Here is a 20,028-nt window from a genome sequence, read left to right on the forward strand (position 1 = left end):
CCATCTCGTCGGACACCGCTATATGGGCCACGATGATCTTTTGGCACGTGTCCTGCAACCAGCAGATCACGTGGCGGGGCCGCCTTACGCACTGTAGTCCAGCGCGACTTTCACGCAGGCCTTTTCAAGCCGGCCGTTGAGGGTGGCGAGCTTGGTCGTGAACTCGGCCAATTCCTTTTCGCTAAATTCCTCGAAGACAATTTTCCTGAACGCGTTGTATTGCTCGGCGAGGCTTGCCAGGTGCTTCTTGGTCTTGTCGGTCAGCGACAGCCGGACCACCCGTGCATCGGCCGGCGAGGGCGAGCGATGCAGCAACCCCTTCTGCTCAAGAAGCTTGGACTGGGTTGTCACGAACGACGGATCGACGTGGAGCAGCTTCGACACCATGTTGATCTGCACGCCGTTGTCCTTGTCGAGATCCGAGATCGCGATCAGGATCATCCATTGCGGAGCGCTGACGCCGAGCGACTTGCCCCAGAACTGGCGGACCTCCTCAAGATGAGAGTTGATGGAGGAGATCTCCAAGGTGAAGCGTTTGATGATGTCGAGATTTTCGATGGCGCGCTGACGCGTCGTATCCTTCCTTGTCACTGACACAGATTCCCCTTCCTCCTGCCCGGAACAGCTTTTTCGCTGCTTTGATTCTTGTGATCGTTATGGGCAATCGCGATTTTTCACGCAAGGCGGGCCCGGCGCAAGTGACCTTAAATTAATTATGATGCTTGTGTGACAAACAAGATTCTTTCGTTGCGACAAATTATCATGGAAAGGCAATGGGGTGTGGGTGGCGTTGCTGCTGAGCCACAGTGTGGCTCCATTCGTATAGCTGACTTTATAAACTATTTTGATTGCGAATTCGGCGCAGGCATATTGGCCCCGGCGGTAGGGGAATCTCGATCGTCCCGATGCGTTTTGAATCACTCATGTTCACCCTCTCCTGGGGAATTCATCGGGAGGCGTGAACGCGCTGAATGGTTTTGCGACAGGCGGGGGATCTCGGGGCGCTCGCGGCCCGGACTCTCCGCATATGAGCAACTTGGAGGTTAATATGAAATTGGTGAAGAGCCTTATCCTGGGCTCGGCGGCTGCCCTCGTCGCAGTCGGCGGCGCTCAGGCGGCTGATCTTCCCGTCAAGGCCAAAGCGGTCGAGTACGTGAAGGTCTGCTCCCTGTACGGTCCCGGCTTCTACTATATCCCGGGCACCGACACCTGCATCAAGCTGGGTGGCTACCTGCGCGCGGACGTTCTGGCGAACACGAACACCGTCTCGGGTCCCAACTACAACGGCGCCAACGGTGCCAACAACCGCTTCACGAACGGCTACACCTGGCGTTCGCGTGAAGACCTGAACATCGATACGCGCACCGCGACCGAGTACGGCGTGGTCCGCACCTACTTCGACGCGGTGTTCACCTGGACCTCGGGCACCTACGCCGGCGTCGGTAATGGGTCGACGACTTACTCGGGTGACGCTGTCGCTGGTGGTTCGCTCGGCGTCTACTACGCCTTCATCCAGTTCGCCGGCTTCACGATCGGTAAGGCGGTCTCGCAGTTCGCTGCTCCCTGGACTGGCTATCCGGGCAACAACTTCGACGGTCTCGTCGGCGGCGTCAACACGACCACTGGCGTGAACCAGTTCACCTACACCGCGCAGTTCGGCAACGGCGTGTCGCTGTCTCTGTCGGCCCAGGATCAGACGCTGTACTCGCAGGCTGGCGTGAACAACCTCGGCGCTGGCGGTGCTTACGGTGCGAGCGACTATGCCGGCACGATTGCGCCGGACTTGATCGCCTCGCTCAAGGTCGATCAGGCCTGGGGTCTGTTCCAGGCGTCGTTCGCGGCGCATGACAGCCATGCGGCCTACTACGGCGGCACCGAGTTGACCGGTCATCCGGACGACAAGTGGGGCTGGGCTGGTGCGCTGGCCTTGTCGATCAAGAACATCCCGACCGGACCCGGCGACGTGATCAACGTCCAGGGCGTGTATACGGATGGTGCGACCCGTTACAACATCCAGGATCTCGCCAGCCAGGCGGGCGCGATTGCGATGTTCGGTGGTTCGAACCTGCCCGGCGTCTATGGCAGCGTTGGCTTCGGCACGGCACCCGACACGGTGTTCATCGCTGGCGGTCAGCAGCAGACCATCAAGACCTGGGGTATGCGCGGTGCGTACACCCACAACTGGAATCCGTACTGGAACACTGCCATCTACGGTGCTTACGCCGCTGTCATGTACAACGATACGGCTAAGTCCTACATCTGCGGCGTTGGTGGCGTGGGCGGCACGTTCCGTACCGCGTTCGGCACTGGCGTGACCACCTGCAACCCCGACTACAACCTTGCACAGATCGGCGTGATCACCCGGTGGACCCCGGTCAAGAACCTGACCTTCTCGGCAGACGTGACCTACTCCCACCTCGATCAGAAGTACGCTGGCACGATCGCCTTCCCGGGTAGCGCCGCGATTGGCAAGCCGGCCGCCACCTACGAGCTGAAGGATCAGGACACTGTGATGCTGCTCCTTCGCGCTCAGCGCAACTGGTAACACCGGTTGATCTGATCACGATGCAACAAAACCCCGGCGGGAAACTGCCGGGGTTTTTTCTTTGACAGCGACGAGCAAGAAGACACCGGGCTACGACATCTCGGTCCACGCGAAGGACGAAGATGAGCCATGCGATTCATTTGCGGCAGACTTATTTACTTAGCTGATCTACTAAACTATATAAGCGGCGGCCAACATATGAATGATGGCTCTTAGCTTGATGCTAAGCCTCCCAAACCTCCGGCAATGCCCTGCCGGAGGTTTTTGATTCCACGGTCTCGCTCCTGATTGCCGCGCACGTTCGCATCGTTCGCGCGGCTGCGGCTCGCGAAAGTGGCGCTCGATTCATTTTCTGCTGGCGGCGGAAAACTGCGAATAGACGATCTTCAGTATCGCGAGCGCCGACGGCATCGAGTTGGCGTCGGCGGTGCGCGTGTAGCGGCAAGCAGCCAGTGGTTGCACGGAGCCCTGCGCGGGAGGGCAGCACAGGCTCCGTGCCCAACCGCCGATTCGGCGTCGTCAAGATTTGACGGAATCGATCCGCGATGCATTCTCGCCGGTCATGGGGCGCTTCAAGAACAGCCGCCTGGCTCGCATGAGCAGCGGCCACTATTGCTTGATACGGGATCTCGGGCTGGTGAAGGGCGGCAAGGGACTGCGGCACCACGAGGTGATCCTTGATTTCTCGTGGCGCGGCCTGCTCAGGCTGTTCTTTCCGTAGGCACGAGATCCCGCGACGGCTCGGCCGCCGGGCATGTCCTTATCAGGGGCCAGTCCCGCCGCCACGGCAACTGGACGGCGCAACGACAATCGGTAGGCTTGGTCCGCCGATCGAGAACATCGCCGCAAGAGCGGGATCGGACATGCGGGATGGAAACGACGAGGGCTAGCCATGAAGACACGTCCGATCGGCGTGATACCGCCGATGACCACGCCGTTCCGGAAGGACGGCGAGATCGATCTCAAGCTGGTCGCGCCACAGGTCGACTGGCTGCTCGGCGCCGGCGCCCATGGCATGGCGGCCGGCGGCTCGACCGGAGAGGGTCACGCGCTCGATCATGAGGAATATCGCGACCTGATCGCGGCAACGGTGGAGGCCGCCGGGGGCCGGGCACCGGTCATCGCCGGCATCATCGTCGACTCCACCCGTGACGCCATCCGCCGCGGCAAGCTGGTCCGCGACATGGACGTCGCGGCGCTACAGGTGACCCCGGTGCATTACCTGTTCAAGCCCGATGACGAGGCTATGGTCGGTCATTTCCGCCGCATCGCTGATGAGACCGGCATGCCGATCATCATCTACAACGTGGTGCCCTGGTCCTATCTGTCGCCGGCGCTGCTGACGCGGATCATGACTGAGGTGCCGCTGGTGGTCGGCGTCAAGCAGAGCGCGGGCGACCTGAAGCTGTTCGCCGACCTCATGATGATGGCGCCGGACAAGCTGATCTACAGCGCGGTCGACGCGTTGATGTATCCGTCCTACACGCTCGGCGCCCACGGCTCGATCGCCGCGATCCTGACCGCCGTGCCGCACGCGTCGGTGGCCCTGTGGGATGCGGTGAGAGCAGGCGATCACGGCAAGGCGCTTGACCTGCACAAGAAGCTTCTGACCATGTGGAACGCGCTCATTGCCGACAATCTGCCGGCCTGCACGCGCTATGCCCAGACGCTGCAGGGCCTCCCGCAAACCTATCCGCGGGCGCCGATGCCGGAGGCTTCGCCGGCGCAGCAGGCGGCGATTGCGAAGGCATTGGAGGGGCTTGGTGCGGCGCTACCCGGCAAGCGCGTCGAGGCGGCCGAGTAGACGGCTTTGCGGATCAGATCCCGAGCAGCCAGACGCCGACGACGGCCGCGAGCACCACGAGAGCGCTGATCACCCAACCGGCCGCGTAGGCCGGGTCGCGGTCGTCAGGTCGATCGACCATCGTGTCACGCCAGTGGGTCATGGCAATCTCCTGGAGTGAGCTCTCCTCATCGGTACGTCGCAACCGATGCAAAGAGGTTCAAGGGGGACACGAAATTCCGCGGCGCGGTTTGGCGCCGCAACAGCGTCGCGTTGAACTGCGCGCCGATCGATCGTAGGTTTTCGCGGGCTCGTTGCCATGGGACCGGAGCGTGTTCCGATCTCCCGCTCGCGCAAGAACACTAAAAAAATCAGGAAACTCTCATGAAGGATTTTGCCGGAAAGATTGCCGTGATCACCGGGGGTGGCACGGGTATGGGACGGGAGCTCGCGCGCCAGCTGGTCGCGGAGGGCTGCAATGTCGCGATGTGCGACGTGTCGGCCGAGGCCATGGCCGAGACCAAGCGGCTCTGCGAGGTCGAGAAGCTGCCACAGGGCCTGCGTATCACCACCCACGTCGCCGACGTCTCGATTGAGGATCACTACAAGCGTTTTCGTGACGAGCTGATCGAGCAGCAGGCAACCGACAAGATCCATCTGCTGTTCAACAACGCCGGCATCGGCGGCGGTGGCAGCCTGTTCACCAACACGCGCGAGCAGTGGGAGCGCACCTTCAACATCTGCTGGGGCGGCGTCTATCTCGGCGTCCGCACCTTCCTCCCGCTACTCGTGAAGGCCGACGAGGCCCACATCGTCAACACCTCGAGCGTCAACGGCTTCTGGGCTTCGGTCGGCTTGGGCGTGTCGCACACGGCCTACAGCGCGGCGAAGTTCGCGGCGAAGGGCTTCACCGAAGCGCTGATCAACGATCTCCGTCTCAACGCGCCGCACGTCAAATGCTCGGTCGTGATGCCCGGCCATATCGGCACCTCGATCGTCTCCAACTCGCGCAAGGTGCAGAACGGTTCCGACCAGCTCACTGCAGACGAGCTCAAGCAGGCCCGCCAGCGCCTGCAGGGGCAGGATGTCGACGTCACGGCGCTCTCGGATCAGGACATCCAGAATCTCGCGCTCGACCGCGCGCGCACATTCCTCGAGGACGCGCCGACCACGGCGGCTGCCGCCGCCAAAATCATCCTCGACGGCGTCAAAGCCGACCACTGGCGCATCCTGGTCGGCGACGACGCCCACAAGCTCGACGCCCGTGTCAGACAGGCGCCGGAGCAGGCCTACACGGAAGAGTTCTACAAGAGCTTCGTGCAGGAGGCCGGCTGGCGGATCGGCTGACTAGCCGCGCACCACGCGCTGGCGCGGCCCCAATTGGTAGGCGAGGCGGTAATGCCCTGCGCAATAGGGCATGCCGCCGAGCGGCGTGTTGCCGCAGAAGCAGAAGTCGTCGGCCCCCGGCGTGCTGATCGGCCAGCGGCAGCGCTGCTCGCTCAGCTCGAACAGCGAGCAACTGTTGGTGCTGATCACGGGAGCATCATCGGCCTGCTGCTGGTAGACCGACTGCAACATCTGGAGCTGTTGCTTGGCGGTCGCCCTGTGCGCGGCCGGTCCGGCGGATTTCTTCCGGCGCGCGCGGCGCTCTTCGGGCGTCGTGCGCGTCAGGTTCAGCCGGGAAAGCTTGCCGATCACGGCGTTGCGGCTGACGCCGATATTGGCCGCGATGTCGCGGCAGGAGAGGCCGGCTTCAAAATAGCTTTTGAGCTGTTCGACGTGCTCGGGCGTCCAAGTCGGTTCGATGGCCTTCATCTGACGGTTCCACGTTCTGTTGAACCGCCGCGCCGGCGCGGGCTTAGGGCGTGCGGCCGTTGTCGCGGATCGCAAGCAGCCCGTCCTTGATGGCGAGCCGAATGCCTTCCTCGATCAGTGTCCGTGCGACGCCCGGGACGCTCGTGCCGTGGGTGCCCTGTCTCACCAGCTTCTCAAGATATCCGATGGTCGAGAGCGCCAACGTGACGGGTACGCGGTCGGTTTCGGCCTTTTCCGTAGCCATGAGGAACGCTTAACTCTGAACGCGTGTACTGAAAAGTAGCTATTTCGAGTCTATTTAGTAATGCAGCAGTTCGTCAAGGCTCGGCTGCGCGCAAGCCGCCGCGCGCTGGGAGTCAGTTCCGGCGCGCCGCGCTCTTCAGATTGTCCAGTGAAACGAAGGGCTTAGCTTCGCAACTCAACCTTGACCGGGAACTTCTTGAGCAGCCGCTCAGCGGTTTCGGCCTTGTCCGGTGTCGCCGTGACGCTCAGGACCAGCCCGCGGGACGGGTCGGTGATCGCGTCAACGCTGACCTCCTTAGACAGCCCCTCCAGCGCGAGCAGCTCGCGGGCAGCCTCACCGGCGGCGATCTCGCGGAGCTTCGGCTTGAAGATCTTGCCGACCGGCGTGACCGGCATCTCGGCAATGATCGACACGGCGCGCGGCCGCGCCGGCGGCTCGGGGATGTTGTCCTGTACGAAGGCGGCGAGCGCTTGAGCATCGATATGGACGCCGGGCTGCGCCGAGACGAACAGCATCGGCACCTCGCCGGCATAGGTATCGGGACGCCCGACCGCGGCGGCAAGCGCCACGCCCGGAAACTGCAGCGCCGCGTCCTCGATCGCGCGTGGATCGATGTTGTGGCCGCCGCGGATGATGACGTCCTTGGCGCGGCCCATGATGTAGACGAAGCCGTCGGCGTCGATCCGGCAGATGTCGCCGGTGCGCAGCCAGCCATCGTGGAAGGCGTCCTCGGTCTGCGTCTTGTCGACATAGCCAGCAAACACCTGCGGCCCCTTGGTCAGGAGCTCGCCGACTGGCGACGGCCACGGTCCCGTGTGCAGCTTGCCGCCTTCCAGGATCGCAAGCTCGACCAGCGGATTGCGCGTGCCGACGCTTTCCGCGCGCGGCTTCACGCCGTGCACGTCGTGCGTGATGGCGCCGGCGAGCTCGGTCATGCCGTAGAGCTGCTGGATGCAGGGGCCGCCCCAGGTCGCAAGATAGCGGCGTTCGATTTCGAGCGGGCAGATCGAGGCGCCGGTGGCGGTGACGCGCAGGCTTGAAATGTCGCTGTCGGCGACTGGGACGTCAGCGATCGCACCGAGCACGGTCGGCACATTGCCGGCGATGTTGATGCGATATTGCTCGACGATCTTCCAGAAATTGGTGATCAGCGCCGGATCGCGCGCGCCGGCAGGGCCGGGAACGAGCATGGTGACACCTGACGCCAGGCAGTTGGCGACGGTGCAGAACAGGCCGCCGACATGGAACAGCGGCAGCGTGATCATGCCGCGCTCGCCGCGGTGAAAGTCGAGCGCCATTTTGGAGGAGATCGTCGAGGCGACCATCGCGCGGTTGGTGAGCCGCGCCACCTTGGGATGGCCGGTGGTGCCGCCGGTCGGCAGCATCACGGCCACGCGGTCGGCCTCGCTCATATCCTTCGACTTGCCGTAGTCGTCGCGCCAGGCAGGATCGGGCCGCAAGGGCTCGCCGTCGAACGCGATGCTGCCGTCGAGCGGCACGATCACGATGCGCTTCAGCGTCGGCACCTCGCGCGGCAGGCCTTCGATCTTCTCATAGAGGCCGCCGGGCATGCCCGGCGGTGGCGCCAGCAACAGCTTCGCCTCGATCGCGTTGAGCTGGGCAATGATCGCTTCGCGCGTGAACAGCAGGTTGAGCGGTTCGGCGATGCCGCAGGCGGCCGCGCCGAAGATCGCAACCACGGTCGCGGGGCAGGCCGGCAGCAGGATCGCAACCGCGTCGTTCTTGCCGACGCCCTGGGCGCGGAAGTAGTTTTCGGCCGCCTTGACGCAGCCCATCAGGTGATCGTTGGAGATCACCACCGGGTTCGGATCGAGCGGCGAGCGCAGATAGATGGCGGCTTCGGCGTCGGGCGCCCCCTGCGGGCCGCGGGCAATCAGATCGAGGATGCGCGGGCAGGCGGCGAGCGCCTCCTGCATCTCCTTGTCGCGCGCAGCCTCATCGGCCGGCGAAAGCCTGTCCTTCAGCATGTCCGTCCCCGTCGCTTTTGTTCGTTGGCGGGGATTGTATCGAGCCGCACCTGCGAAGCACAAGTGCGGCTTATCGACCGATCGTCAGCCGTGCACGACGGACTTGGCGATCATGCAGTGAATCCCCTTGGAGCCGTTGACCGTCTGCGTCACGCGCAGGTCGGCGGCCAGGCTGCACAGCGTGTAGGCGTCCTCGCGCGAGAGATTCCGCTTCTCGCCGAGCAGGGCGATCATGTCGCGCAAGGCCCGCACCACGCACTGGTCGAGGTCGGGGTCCATCGCCATGGTCATGTAATGGTCCGCCGTCTCCGCGCGCGGATAGGCGAGCTTGATATCCTTGCGCAAGGTCAGGCGGAAGCGGCCGGTGAGCGCGGTCTCGATCGCGGTGACGCAGACCTCGCCGTCGCCCTGCACACCATGGCCATCGCCGCAGGAAAACAGCGCACCCGGCACGAACACCGGTAAATAGAGTTTCGCGCCGGCGCCCAGCTCCTTGTTGTCGAGATTGCCGCCCATCGCGCGCGGAGTCAGCGAGGAGATGCGGCCCCACGCCGGCGGCGGCGACACGCCCATCACGCCGAAGAACGGCTTCAGCGGCAAATCGAGCCCCCAGGGCATGCGGCCGACCATGCGCTCGCGATCGAGCGGGATGTTGAGGATGCGCGGCTCGTGGAAATCGTCGGGCAGGGTGCCGGACAGCGGCTTGATCAGATTGTAGCCCCAGTCCTGGCGCAGCTGTACATCGAGGATATCGACCTCCAGCACGTCGCCCGGCTCGGCGCCGGCGACCGCGATCGGGCCGGTGAGGATGTGCCCCGGCACCATCCGCTCGCTCCGCGCGTGGATGTCGGCCAGTTCCGGCGGGACGTGAAACTTGCTGCGGTCAGGCACCACGTCGGGACCGCCGCTGACGGTCTCGATCGTGACCTCGTCGCCGCTCGCAATCGTCAGGACCGGCTTCAGCTTGGCTTCAAAAAAGCCCCAATGGCAGGTTTCCGGACTGGACTTCAGATGATGGTGGGTCATGTGACGTCTTTCGATTGCAGCGTTGGCAGCGTATGACGCTGTAGCAGAACTTCGCTGAGGCTTCCGTTGTTTTTTGTTCTCTCCAAGACGCTCGGCATCATGCTGCTGCCGATCAATCTCCTGGTCGGCATTGGCCTGATCGGCGTCATCCTGTTGCCGACGCGGTTTGCTGCGCTCGGCCGCGGGCTGATGGCGGCATCGCTGGTGCTGCTTACGATCTGCGCCTTCTCGCCACTCGGCAACATCCTGCTGTATGGGCTGGAACAGCGCTTTCCACCATGGGATGCCTCGCGCGGCGCGCCCGACGGCATCATCGTTCTCGGTGGCTCGATCGAGCCGGATCTGTCGGCTGCGCACGGCACGCCTGTCGTGCGCAGTGCTCCCGACCGCATCATCGCCGCGGCAGCGCTCGCACGCAAATATCCGAATGCGCGCCTCGTGTTCACCGGCGGCAGCGCCAACCTGATTTCGAACGACGCGCGCGAGGCCGATTATGCCGGCGAGATTTTCGAAAGCCTTGGCGTTCCCAAATCGCGATTGATCATCGAGCGTCGCTCGCGCAACACCGTGGAGAATGCCGAATTCTCCAAGGCTTTGCTCGACCCCAAGCCAAGCGAGCGATGGCTGCTCATTACGTCGGCCTATCACATGCCGCGCTCGGTCGGGCTGTTCCGCAGGTCGGGATTCAACGTGGAGGCCTATCCGGTCGACTGGCGCGTCGGCAATGTGTTCAGCTTCGCCACACTCGCGGTCGAAGGCATGTCGCGGACCGATCTCGGCATGCGGGAGTGGATCGGGCTCGTGGCCTATCGTTTGACGGGCAGGATCGACGATTTGCTGCCGGGCCCGGTCGCGCGCTAACCGACGACGGGCTGTCGCCTCCGCCGGTCAATCCGGCTAACATCAAACCAACAGGCGGCGTGAAGCCGCCGATTACGGGAGTTCACGCCATGCAACAGCAGACACCGCCGGAACAGTTCGACCTCGCAGCAATCGTCGCCGATCTGAACAGCCTGTTGCGGCTGAAGACCACTATCATCGGCGTCAAGATGTTCGCGCGTGTCGAGGACATGGAGGCGATCCCGAAGATCCGCCGTCCGTCGGCGATCCACACCACCGATCAGATCGTCAGCATGGCGTCGCGGCTCGGCTGGACGGTCGGCATCACCGGCGACGATCTGGTCGGCGCGCAGTGCCGCGCGGTGATCGGGCTCGGCCCGCAGGACGAGACATGGCTCGCCGGCGAAAACTATGTCGGCGTGTGGCACGGCACCTCGGAGGACGCGCGCAAGCGGCAGGAGGCGCTCGACGTCGTGCCTTACGGCCGGTACCAGGCGATGGCGGTGAGCCCGCTGACCAGTGGCCGCCTCAATCCGCCGGATATCTGTCTCGTCTATGCGACGCCGGGGCAGATGATCATCCTGATCAACGGCCTGCAATATACCGGCTACAAGAAGTTCGAGTGGGGTGTGGTGGGCGAAACCGCGTGTGCGGATTCGTGGGGGCGGGCGCTGAAGACCGGCGAGCCGAGCCTGTCGCTGCCGTGCTTCGCCGAACGCCGCTATGGCGGCGTGCCCGACGAGGAAATGCTGATGGCCCTGCCGCCGGCCTATCTCGTGAAGGCCATCGCGGGCATGAAGCAGCTCGCCAAGAACGGCCTGCGCTATCCGATCGCGCCCTACGGCATCCAGGCCGACGTGCGCGCCGGCATGGGCGTGTCCTACGGCAAGAAATAGACGGGATTGCTTCGCTGCGCCGGCAGTGACAAAAGGGCGCCAATTCGCTGCGCAGGGAACCCAATTCATGTCTTCGTCGAAATTCGACATCGTCGTCTACGGCGCCACCGGCTTCACCGGCCAGCTCGTCGCCGAATATCTCGCCTCCCATTACAAGGGTGACGCCGAGCTGAAATGGGCGATGGCCGGACGCAGCAAGGACAAGCTCGCATCGGTCCGCGACGCGATCGGCGCGGCCGCCGATACGCCGCTGATCGTGGCCGATGCCAGCGACGTCGCCTCGCTGAAGGCGATGGTGGCGCAGACCAAATCGGTGATCTCCACGGTCGGCCCGTACCAGCTCTACGGCAACGAGCTGCTCGCGGCCTGCGTTGAGGCAGGCGTCGACTATCTCGACCTCTGCGGCGAGCCGGTCTGGATGCGACAGATGATCGACAAGCACGAGGCCGCCGCCAAGGCCAGCGGCGCGCGCATCCTGTTCTCCTGCGGTTTCGACTCGGTGCCGTTCGAGCTCGGCACCTTCTTCGTTCAGGAGGAGGCCAGGCGCGTGTTCGGTGCGCCGGCGTCGCGCGTGAAGGGCCGCGTGCGCGACATGCGCGGCACGCTGTCGGGAGGCACCGCGGCGAGCGCCAAGGCAACCTTCGATGCGATCTCCAAGGATCTCAGCCTGGTCGCCATCCTGAACAACCCGTTCGCGCTGACCCCGGGCTTCGAGGGCGCCAAGCAGCCGCGCGGCAACAGGCCGATGTATGAGGAGGACCTGCAGTCCTGGGCGGCGCCGTTCATGATGGCGCTGATCAACACCCGCAACGTCCATCGCTCCAACATGCTGATGGGCTATCCGTACGGAAAGGACTTCGTCTACGACGAGATGGTCCTGACCGGGCAGGGCGAAAAAGGTGAGGCCAACGCCAAGCGGGTGATGGCTGCCAATGCCGAGAAGACCGGACCGAACGCGCCGAAGCCGGGCGAGGGACCGTCAAAGGAGGAGCGCGAGAACGGGCTCTACGATCTGCTCTATGTCGCCATCGCGCCCGACGGCCGCCAGGTCTGCGCCGCGGTCAAGGGCGACCGCGATCCCGGCTACGGCTCGACCTCGAAGATGATCTCCGAATGCGCGATCTGCCTGTTGCGTGACGCGCCCGACGTGCCGGCGGGCTTCTGGACGCCGGGGGCCGCGATGCAGACCAAGCTGATCAAGCGTCTCGTCGATCACGCCGGGCTGACGTTCGAGGTGGAGAAGTAGGTATACGCCGTGTGTCTGACATCATCGCCCGGCAGAGGTGTCGCGGCAAAAGCCGATAAGCTACGGCGTACTGGATGCCCCGCCTTCGCGGGGCATGACAGTGACGGACTACGGCGCGCGCGGGTCGTAGGCATACATGAAGTCCATCCCCTTGGATGACAAGGGCAGCCGCAGCTTGATCATGTGATCGCGGATCCAGGCGCCGGTCGGGCTGAACTCGCGCTTGCTGTTGCCGTTGCGGCGCGCGATCGCCACGATCTTCTCGGCACGCGGACGCCGCTCGTGCTCGAAATTCTGGAAGGTGACGCCGAGCTCCTGGCCATCCATCATCATTCGGCCGAGCACCATCGCGTCTTCCAGCGCGAGCGAGGCACCCTGGCCGGCTTGTGGGCTGCTGGCGTGTGCTGCATCGCCGATCAGGAGCGTCCGTTTGCGCGACCAGGTCGGCAGCGTCGCGACGTCGAGCGTGTCGGTGACCACGATATTCTCGGCGGCCTCGGCAAGTTCCACGTGCCGATGCAGGAGGCGATGTACCGCCTGTGGAGCAACTACACCGACGACGAGTTGCGGCCGCTGCTGCGCTTCGCCAATGACGGCTACAAGGGGGTGCTGGAAGCAACCGAGGCGCTGAAGAAGGTGATCGATACGTCGCCCGAGAAGCGCGCCAGTCTCAAGACGCCGCCGAAATCCCGGCGCTGACCGATGGCGCTGATGTTGCGCGGTAGCGCTCGGCCGCCGCATACATGCCCCACATTGCGCCCAGCATCATCCAGAAGTGCCGCCAGTGGTCGGTATCGATGATGAAGCTTTCGCCGACAATGCCGAGAAACGCCGAGAAGATCGCCAGGTAAGCCCGCTGCCAGGGCACGCGCACGAAGATGTAGCGGAAGCCGGTGATCACGCTGACAAGGACCAGCGCCGGATAGCAGACGCCTGAGATCCAGCCGCCCGACATGAAGGCGTTGAGGAAGGAATTGTGGGTGTCTTCGGGGAAATAGGTGTGGAATTGCAGCGGCCCGATGCCGAAGGGTACCTGCAGCGCCATCTGGGCGCCGAGGATGTGACGGCCGAACCGGCCGAACCGGCCTTCGTCATAGCTCTGGTCGAAGCTCGCGCGCTGCTTGAACATGTCGGCGACCGAGCTGAGCGAGAGCAGCACCGCGACCAGCGCGACGGCGAGGACCACGGCGATCAGCGCCATGATGATGATGCGCGAGCGTTGCGCCTGCGAGCGGCTGGTGAACACCATCAGCGCCAACATGAAGGCCGAGGTGATGATCAGGCCGCCCCAGGCCGCGCGGGAGAATGACAGCAGGATCGCGAGCGAGATAATGCCGAAGGCGATCGTATTGCGGAACGCCTTGCCGAAGCGATCGGAGACGACGCTTTGCAGCGTGAATAGCGCCGGCAGGATCAGGAACGCGCCGAGCACGTTGGGATCCTTGAAGGTGCCGCGGGCACGGTCATACAGCGTCAAAAGGTCGTAACCGCCGGGCACAAGGTGGAAATAGCCCGCAATGCCCGAGATCGAGGCGATCATCGCCCCGACGATCAGACCGCGACGCAACATGTCGAGGCGGGCTTCGGTGTCCTCCGAAATCACCGTCGCTAACAGCATGACGGTGATCGCCATGTACCAGGATGTGAGGATCCAGTTCATCACCTCGGGCTTGTCGAGGAACGGGATCGCCCCGATGCTATAGCCGACATTGAGCACGATCAGCGCGAACAGCAGTGGCATGAAGACGAGCCGCATCCGCAAGCCCGTTGCGAAGAACAGGACGGAGGCGATCAGCGTGACGAATTCGTACGGGCTCGGCTCGACGAACACGATGGCGATCGACGCACCGGCGAGCCAAACCAGCGCGCGCTGCAACGCCAGCACGCCTGGCGGTGCCGTGACCGGCAGATGGGACGTCCCGGCTGTTGCCGTATAGGCCATAACGCACTCACGCAACTCGATACAAGAACACCCACGCTACTTCGTCATTGCGAGGAGCGGAGCGACGACTTGTCCGCCGAAGCCATGGCGAAGGCGGAAGCAATCCACTTATCCTCGAGCTGTGGCATGGACGCTTCGCTCGCAATGACGGTAGTCAGTCTTGATTCTCAATACGCGTTCTCGTTCTTGGTCAGCAGCGAGAACGGCGTCTTGAAGAGGATGTAGAGGTCGAACAGCACAGACCAGTTTTCTATGTAATAGAGGTCGAACTCGACGCGCTTCTGGATCTTCTCGTCGGTGTCGACCTCGCCGCGCCAGCCGTTGACCTGTGCCCAGCCGGTAATGCCGGGCTTGACGCGGTGCCGCGCGAAGTAGCCGTCGACCGCCTCGTCGAACAGGCGGTTCTGCAGCTTGCCCTGCACGGCGTGCGGGCGCGGACCGACCAGCGAGAGGTTGCCCTTGAGGACGACGTTGAACAGTTGCGGAAGTTCGTCGAGCGAGGACTTGCGGATGAAGCGGCCGACGCGGGTGACGCGCGGGTCGTTCTTGGTCACGACCTTGGAGGCGGTCGGATCGGCCTGGTGATGATAGAGCGAGCGGAACTTGAACACGTCGATCCGCTCGTTGTTGAAACCGAAGCGCTTCTGACGGAACAGCACCGGGCCCGGACTGTCGAGCTTCACCGCGAGCGCCACCAGTCCCATCACCGGGAGAGCGGCGAGCAGCATGAGGCCGCCGACGATGCGGTCGAACAGCCATTTCATCACCAGATCCCAGTCGGTGATTGGCGCCTCGAACACATCAAGCGTCGGCACCTTGCCGAGATAGGAGTAGGAGCGGGGGCGGAAGCGCAGCTTGTTGGTGTGCGCCGACAGGCGGATGTCGACCGGCAGCACCCACAGCTTCTTCAGCATCTCCAGGATGCGCGTCTCCGCCGAGATCGGCAGCGCAAACAGCACGAGGTCGACGCGGGTGCGGCGGGCGAATTCGACGATGTCGTCGACCTTGCCGAGCTTCGGAGAGCCGGCGCAGGTATCCATGGCGCGGTCGTCGTTGCGGTCGTCGAACACGCCGAGCACGTGAATGTCCGAGTCCTCCTCGGCCTTCAGCGCCTCGACGAGCTGCTCGCCGTTCTTGTCGGCGCCGACGATGACGGTGCGGCGGTCGAGCCGGCCGTCACGCGCCCAGGCGCGCACGATCGAGCGGAGCAGCAGGCGCTCGACGATCAGGACCGCGAGGCCGACGAAGAAGAACGACGACAGCCAGACGCGCGACACCTCGCCGCCGAGCTTGGCCAGGAAGGACACGCCGATAAACAGCAGGAAGACGAATGTCCACGACGAGATCATCCGTGTCATCTGCCGGAGCTGGCCGCGGAAGATCTGGACCTGGTAGATGTCGGCGGCCTGGAAGCAGATCACGGCAGTCACCGTCATGCCCAGGATCGCTGCGATATACTCCCAATGGAAGCCGGAGAGCGGCTTCACATAGGCGAGATACAGGCCGATGCCGACAAGGCTGAGCAGCACGAAATCGACGATGCGCACCGCGCCGGCGATCACGACCGGCGAATAGGCGCCGCGAACTTTCTGGTTGGTGACGGCAAGCGCGGCCGGCGACAGCCGCCGTCGTCGTTCGACCTGTGCGTGACCCGTCGTTGCCGACGCAGCGGCGTCCAGCATCGAGCGTGCGTTGATCGGTTCCACGTGTCCACTTCCATTCCTGCGCGTGCAGATAGGTATGCGGGCGCAGGGCGAAATTCCCCCGGGCGGGACTTAACGGGACAAATCGGAAGAAACGGTTACGCGTGCATGCAATGGTTAATGCTTGGCAAATGCATCGCGGTAGCCGGCCAGCACGCCCTCGACCATGGCGCCTTGCGAGAAGTGATTGGAGATCCGTTCGCGCAGCTTCTGCGCTCGCGCCGCTGTGCTTGCGGGATTGTCGAGCGCGGCCTTGATGGCGTCGGCCATCGCGGCGGCATTGCTCGGAGTGAACAGGGCATCGGTGTGGGCATCGAAGATCTCCGGGATGCCGCCGACATTGGCGGCGATCATCGGAATGCCGGCCGCCGCGGCTTCGATCACCACGTAAGGCATGGAATCGCCGCGCGACGGGACGACCAGCAGGCGGCCCTTGGAAAAGCCGTAACGGGCCTTGACGTGCCCGATGAAGCGGACGGCCTCGCCGAGCGACAGCCGCTTGACCTGCGCCTTGAGCACTTCGAACTCCTCGCCGTCACCGCCCAGCGTGAGCGTCACCGGCTTGCCTTCGGCGCGCAGCTTGGCCACCGCGTCGATCAGGAGGTCGGCGCCCTTGATGTGCCTGAACTCGCCGACATAGACGAGATCGGTGGCGTCGTCGGCCCTTGGAACGGGCTCGAATTCTTCCGCGGTAACGCCGTTGAATACGCAGTGGACGAGGCCGGCCGGCACGCCAACGGTGCGCTGATAGGTGTTGCGGGCAAACGCGCTCTCGAACAGGAACAGGTCGGTGCTGTTCATCAGCGCACGCTCGAGCTGGCTGTAGAATTTGCCCTTCCAGGTGTCGAGCGGGTAGTGCAGCGAGCCGCCATGCGGCGTGTAGACCCGAATGATTTTGTTCGAACGCCGGCGCGACCGGACATAGGCGCCGGCCTTGGCGCCGTGGCCATGCACCACATCGGGCTTCAGCTTCCGGATCAGGTCCGCGATGCGCGCCCAGACCGCGATATCGCCAAAGTGCGGCTCGCGGCGGATCGCCACGCGTCGGACGCCGAGCTTGAGGCGAGGCGCGATCTCGGCCAGCGCCGCCTCGGCGCGGGTGCCGCCGGTGAGGCTGTCGGTGACGATGCCGACCTGATGGCCGCGCTCGATCTGACCGTTCGCCACGTCGAGGATGTGACGGAAGATGCCGCCGACCGGCGCGCGGACGACGTGCAGGATTCGGAGCGGCTGTTGTTCTGTCCGATCTTCCGCCATGGATCAGAACCCGCGCTCGTTGACGTGCACGGCGTCGCCGTGACCGATCGGCGCGCACCGCGGCACGGCGCCCGGCGCAGCCCGGCCCATGCAGCCTGACAAGACGGGCGCAGCAATCAGACGAACAATGGGGGCGCGCGGACCGCGCATCGGAGGAATCCCGGAAAACAAGAGCCACGATTAACCGCGCTCATGGTTAACAAAGGATGACGGTCTTAAGGCCGGTCGAACGGTTCGGTTTGGCCCGATTAACCCAGCGGCAACCTTAATGGAGTGTAATCGCCTCGGTTGAGATGGAGTCGCGGCGTCCGCGGGAGTGGTGCGATGCAGTTTGCGTTCTGGCGTAGAGGCAAGGAGAAGACCGTCGTGCAACGGGCGCTGCCGAAGTCTGCGCCCGTTGCCGGTGAGGCTGTGGCAGCGAGGCCTGCTTCCGGCAGTTCTACGCCAATCAAATCTGCCGGTGCATCAGAGACCGGCGATCTCGATCTGCACGTGCTCGGCCAGGCGCTGGCGCGCAGGCGTGGCTGGATCATCGTGCCGACAGTGCTGGTCTTCGCGCTGTCGCTGGCCGCCGTCAACATTGTCACCCCGCGCTACAAGTCGGAAGCGCGCATCCTGATCGACGGCCGCGAGAACGTCTTCATGCGGCCGAACGGCGAGCGCGAGCAGGAGCGTACCGCGCTCGACGCGGAGGCGGTGACCAGCCAGGTGCAGCTGTTGCTGTCGCGCGATCTCGCGCGTGACATCATCAAGAAGAACAAGCTCGCGGAGCGTCCCGAGTTCGATCCGGTGCTGCGCGGCTTCTCGCCGCTGAAGTCGCTGCTGGCGCTGTTCGGCATCGGCCGCGACCCGTTCTCCCTGACGCCGGAAGAGCGGGTGCTCGATGCCTATTACGAGCGCTTCCAGGCCTATGCGGTCGACAAGTCGCGCGTCATGGTGATCGAATTCCAGTCGCAGGACCCGGAGCTCGCCGCGCGCGTCGCCAACTCGATTGCCGATGGCTATCTCGTGCTGCAGCAGGCGGCGCGGCAGGACCAGGCCAAGTCTGCAAGCACATGGCTCTCGGGCGAGATCGACAACCTGCGGAAGAAGGTTGCCGACGCCGACGCGCGTGTCGAGGATTTTCGTTCGAAGTCGGGCCTGTTCGTCGGCACCAACAACACCTCGCTGTCCAACCAGCAGATGGGCGAGCTGACCACCCAGCTCAACAATGCTCGCGCGCTGAAGGCCGACGCCGAGACCAAGGCGCGCCTGATCCGCGAGATGCTCCAGAGCGGCAAGCCGATCGAGGCATCGGAAGTGCTCAATTCCGAGACGATCCGCCGGTTGACCGAACAGCGCGCTGCGATCCGCGCGCAGCTCGCCGAGCAGTCGTCCACGCTGCTCGACAATCATCCGCGCATCAAGGAGTTGAAGGCGCAACTCACCGACTATGATCGGCAGTTGCGTGACGAGGCGGCCAAGGTGTCGCGTTCGCTGGAGAATGACGCCCGTCTCGCCCGCGGTCGCGTTGACGAGTTGCAGGCGAGCCTGGACCAGATGAAGAAGCAGGCGTCGTCGAGCAATACCCAGGACGTGCAGCTCCGCGCGCTGGAGCGCGAGGCCAAGGCGCAGCGCGACCTGCTTGAAACCTACCTTGCCAAATACCGCGAGGCGACCGCCCGCGAGAATATCGACAGTGCGCCGATCGATGGCCGCATCATCTCGCGTGCCTCGGTTTCCAACACGCCGGCCTACCCGAAGAAGCTGCCGATCGTCCTGATCGCGACGCTGGCGACCTTGCTGCTGTCGTCCGGCATCATCATCACCGGCGAACTCCTGCGCATCTCCGGGCCGGCCACGGTGAGCCGTGCGTTCGCGCCCGTCGTGGCATCGGTCAGGCGTCGCGAGCCGGTCATGGAGCCCGTGGTCGAGGAGCGGGTTGAGCCGGAACTGGCGCGCGGGGAGTTTCAACGGCCGCCGGAGCAGCGGCTGGCGCCGGAGCCCGAACTGCCGCGGCAGCCCGAACTATTGCCGGAGCCTGAACTGTCACGGGAGTCCGTAACCGCGCCGGACAGCGCGGTCAGCGAGCCGACGCTCGCACGTGCTCAACCGGTCAGCGAGATCGACGAACTTGCCGCGCGTCTGGTCGCAGACGGCGTCGGCGCCCACAAGGTCACGGTCCTCGGCACGGCCGGCAGCGAGAGCGTCACACTGACTGCGTTGACGCTGGGCCGCCTGATGGCTCGCCAGGCCAAGGTGGTGGTGGTCGACCTAGTCGCGTCCTCGCCGACGCTGGCGGCGGCATCAGTGGACCCGAACGCCCCTGGTCTCGCCGAACTGATGCAGGGCGAGGCGACGTTCGCGCAGATCATCACCAAGGATCGGCAGTCGCGCGTGCAACTCGTCAGCGCCGGTCGTCCTGGGTTCGACCGCACGCAACTGCAATCGCCGCGGCTGTCGCTCGCGATCGACGCCTTGCTCAGGGTCTACGACCACGTGCTGCTCGATGCCGGATCGGCCGTCGATCTGCCGGCCGAGCTGCTGACCGCGCGAGCGCAGGCTGTCGTCGTGCCTGATGCCGGAATGGCGCAGGACGCGCGCAAGCTGATGGTCGATCAGCTCACAGCCGTCGGGTTCGCCCGCGTGACCATGTTGAGCAAGCCGTGCCAGCCGACGGACGTTGTCCGGCCCGGCCCGCGGGTGGTGGCGGCCTGACGTCGCTGACGACGGCTCGCCGGTGGCGATAGCGCTCCGAGAGGAG

General features: G+C 64.4%; 17 protein-coding genes and 2 pseudogenes. 9 read left to right on the forward strand and 10 right to left on the reverse strand.

The genetic code is table 11. The annotated features are described in order from the left end of the window. Window positions 1-84: 84 nt before the first annotated feature. Window positions 85-597 carry a MarR family transcriptional regulator gene (locus MTX19_RS17865; RefSeq protein ID WP_280978643.1) on the reverse strand — a complete coding sequence of 171 codons (513 nt, stop codon included), beginning with the start codon at window positions 595-597 and terminating at the stop codon, window positions 85-87. A gap of 451 nt (window positions 598-1,048) precedes the next feature. On the opposite strand from MTX19_RS17865, the gene MTX19_RS17870 reads away from it, so the two are divergent. The 3 genes from MTX19_RS17870 to MTX19_RS17880 all read left to right on the forward strand — a co-directional run bounded on the left by MTX19_RS17870 (window position 1,049) and on the right by MTX19_RS17880 (window position 4,349). After that, on the forward strand, window positions 1,049-2,545 hold the full coding sequence (locus MTX19_RS17870; protein ID WP_280978645.1) for a porin: 1,497 nt from the start codon (window positions 1,049-1,051) through the stop codon (window positions 2,543-2,545). Window positions 2,546-3,071: 526 nt separating this feature from the next. Continuing rightward, window positions 3,072-3,266: a hypothetical protein gene (locus MTX19_RS17875; RefSeq protein WP_280978373.1), complete on the forward strand. Its 195-nt coding sequence runs from the start codon at window positions 3,072-3,074 to the stop codon at window positions 3,264-3,266. Window positions 3,267-3,437: 171 nt separating this feature from the next. Beyond that, window positions 3,438-4,349 carry a dihydrodipicolinate synthase family protein gene (locus MTX19_RS17880; protein WP_280977694.1) on the forward strand — a complete coding sequence of 304 codons (912 nt, stop codon included), beginning with the start codon at window positions 3,438-3,440 and terminating at the stop codon, window positions 4,347-4,349. A gap of 13 nt (window positions 4,350-4,362) precedes the next feature. On the opposite strand, the gene MTX19_RS17885 is transcribed toward MTX19_RS17880, so the two are convergent. Next, a complete protein-coding gene (locus MTX19_RS17885) occupies window positions 4,363-4,491 on the reverse strand; it encodes a hypothetical protein (protein ID WP_280977695.1) in 129 nt (42 codons plus the stop codon). A 221-nt stretch (window positions 4,492-4,712) separates the two neighbouring features. On the opposite strand from MTX19_RS17885, the gene MTX19_RS17890 reads away from it, so the two are divergent. Further along, complete coding sequence (locus MTX19_RS17890) at window positions 4,713-5,675, forward strand: SDR family NAD(P)-dependent oxidoreductase (protein WP_280978646.1); 963 nt, start codon at window positions 4,713-4,715, stop codon at window positions 5,673-5,675. Here MTX19_RS17890 and MTX19_RS17895 read toward each other — a convergent pair whose 3' ends face one another. The 4 genes from MTX19_RS17895 to MTX19_RS17910 form a co-directional block, all read right to left on the reverse strand. Then, window positions 5,676-6,143, reverse strand: a complete 468-nt coding sequence (locus MTX19_RS17895; protein ID WP_280978647.1) for a GcrA family cell cycle regulator — start codon at window positions 6,141-6,143, stop codon at window positions 5,676-5,678. Window positions 6,144-6,186: 43 nt separating this feature from the next. Next, a complete protein-coding gene (locus MTX19_RS17900; RefSeq protein WP_016844973.1) occupies window positions 6,187-6,387 on the reverse strand; it encodes a hypothetical protein in 201 nt (66 codons plus the stop codon). 161 nt (window positions 6,388-6,548) lie between these two features. Continuing rightward, on the reverse strand, window positions 6,549-8,375 hold the full coding sequence (locus MTX19_RS17905) for an AMP-binding protein (protein ID WP_280978648.1): 1,827 nt from the start codon (window positions 8,373-8,375) through the stop codon (window positions 6,549-6,551). An 84-nt stretch (window positions 8,376-8,459) separates the two neighbouring features. After that, a complete protein-coding gene (locus MTX19_RS17910; RefSeq protein WP_280978649.1) occupies window positions 8,460-9,401 on the reverse strand; it encodes an acetamidase/formamidase family protein in 942 nt (313 codons plus the stop codon). Between the two features lie 66 nt (window positions 9,402-9,467). Between MTX19_RS17910 and MTX19_RS17915 the strand changes: the two genes are divergently transcribed. The 3 genes from MTX19_RS17915 (at window position 9,468) to MTX19_RS17925 (ending at window position 12,383) form a co-directional block, all read left to right on the forward strand. Next, window positions 9,468-10,262: a YdcF family protein gene (locus MTX19_RS17915; protein ID WP_280978650.1), complete on the forward strand. Its 795-nt coding sequence runs from the start codon at window positions 9,468-9,470 to the stop codon at window positions 10,260-10,262. Window positions 10,263-10,351: 89 nt separating this feature from the next. Continuing rightward, a complete protein-coding gene (locus tag MTX19_RS17920; RefSeq protein ID WP_280978651.1) occupies window positions 10,352-11,137 on the forward strand; it encodes a DUF169 domain-containing protein in 786 nt (261 codons plus the stop codon). Between the two features lie 67 nt (window positions 11,138-11,204). Continuing rightward, window positions 11,205-12,383 (forward strand): saccharopine dehydrogenase NADP-binding domain-containing protein, encoded by a 1,179-nt coding sequence (locus MTX19_RS17925; protein WP_280978652.1) that lies wholly within the window; start codon window positions 11,205-11,207, stop codon window positions 12,381-12,383. 108 nt (window positions 12,384-12,491) lie between these two features. Here the strand turns inward: MTX19_RS17925 and MTX19_RS17930 are convergent. Beyond that, a pseudogene (locus MTX19_RS17930) lies at window positions 12,492-12,890 on the reverse strand (FAD-dependent monooxygenase); the annotation flags it as partial. On the opposite strand from MTX19_RS17930, the pseudogene MTX19_RS17935 reads away from it, so the two are divergent. Continuing rightward, window positions 12,879-13,082 (forward strand): annotated as a pseudogene (locus MTX19_RS17935) (MarR family transcriptional regulator); the annotation flags it as partial. The pseudogenes MTX19_RS17930 and MTX19_RS17935 sit on opposite strands and share 12 nt — an antisense overlap. On the opposite strand, the gene MTX19_RS17940 reads toward MTX19_RS17935, so the two are convergent. The 3 genes from MTX19_RS17940 to MTX19_RS17950 form a co-directional block, all read right to left on the reverse strand. Then, on the reverse strand, window positions 13,054-14,325 hold the full coding sequence (locus tag MTX19_RS17940; RefSeq protein ID WP_280978653.1) for an O-antigen ligase family protein: 1,272 nt from the start codon (window positions 14,323-14,325) through the stop codon (window positions 13,054-13,056). The pseudogene MTX19_RS17935 and the gene MTX19_RS17940 overlap by 29 nt on opposite strands. A gap of 167 nt (window positions 14,326-14,492) precedes the next feature. Next, window positions 14,493-16,031: an undecaprenyl-phosphate glucose phosphotransferase gene (locus tag MTX19_RS17945; protein ID WP_280978654.1), complete on the reverse strand. Its 1,539-nt coding sequence runs from the start codon at window positions 16,029-16,031 to the stop codon at window positions 14,493-14,495. Between the two features lie 114 nt (window positions 16,032-16,145). Beyond that, window positions 16,146-17,285, reverse strand: a complete 1,140-nt coding sequence (locus MTX19_RS17950) for a glycosyltransferase family 4 protein (RefSeq protein ID WP_280978655.1) — start codon at window positions 17,283-17,285, stop codon at window positions 16,146-16,148. 324 nt (window positions 17,286-17,609) lie between these two features. Between MTX19_RS17950 and MTX19_RS17955 the strand changes: the two genes are divergently transcribed. Further along, window positions 17,610-19,982 (forward strand): Wzz/FepE/Etk N-terminal domain-containing protein, encoded by a 2,373-nt coding sequence (locus tag MTX19_RS17955; protein ID WP_280986083.1) that lies wholly within the window; start codon window positions 17,610-17,612, stop codon window positions 19,980-19,982. The last annotated feature ends 46 nt before the right edge of the window (window positions 19,983-20,028 follow it).

The sequence above is a fragment of the Bradyrhizobium sp. ISRA464 genome (assembly GCF_029910095.1).
GTDB lineage: Bacteria > Pseudomonadota > Alphaproteobacteria > Rhizobiales > Xanthobacteraceae > Bradyrhizobium.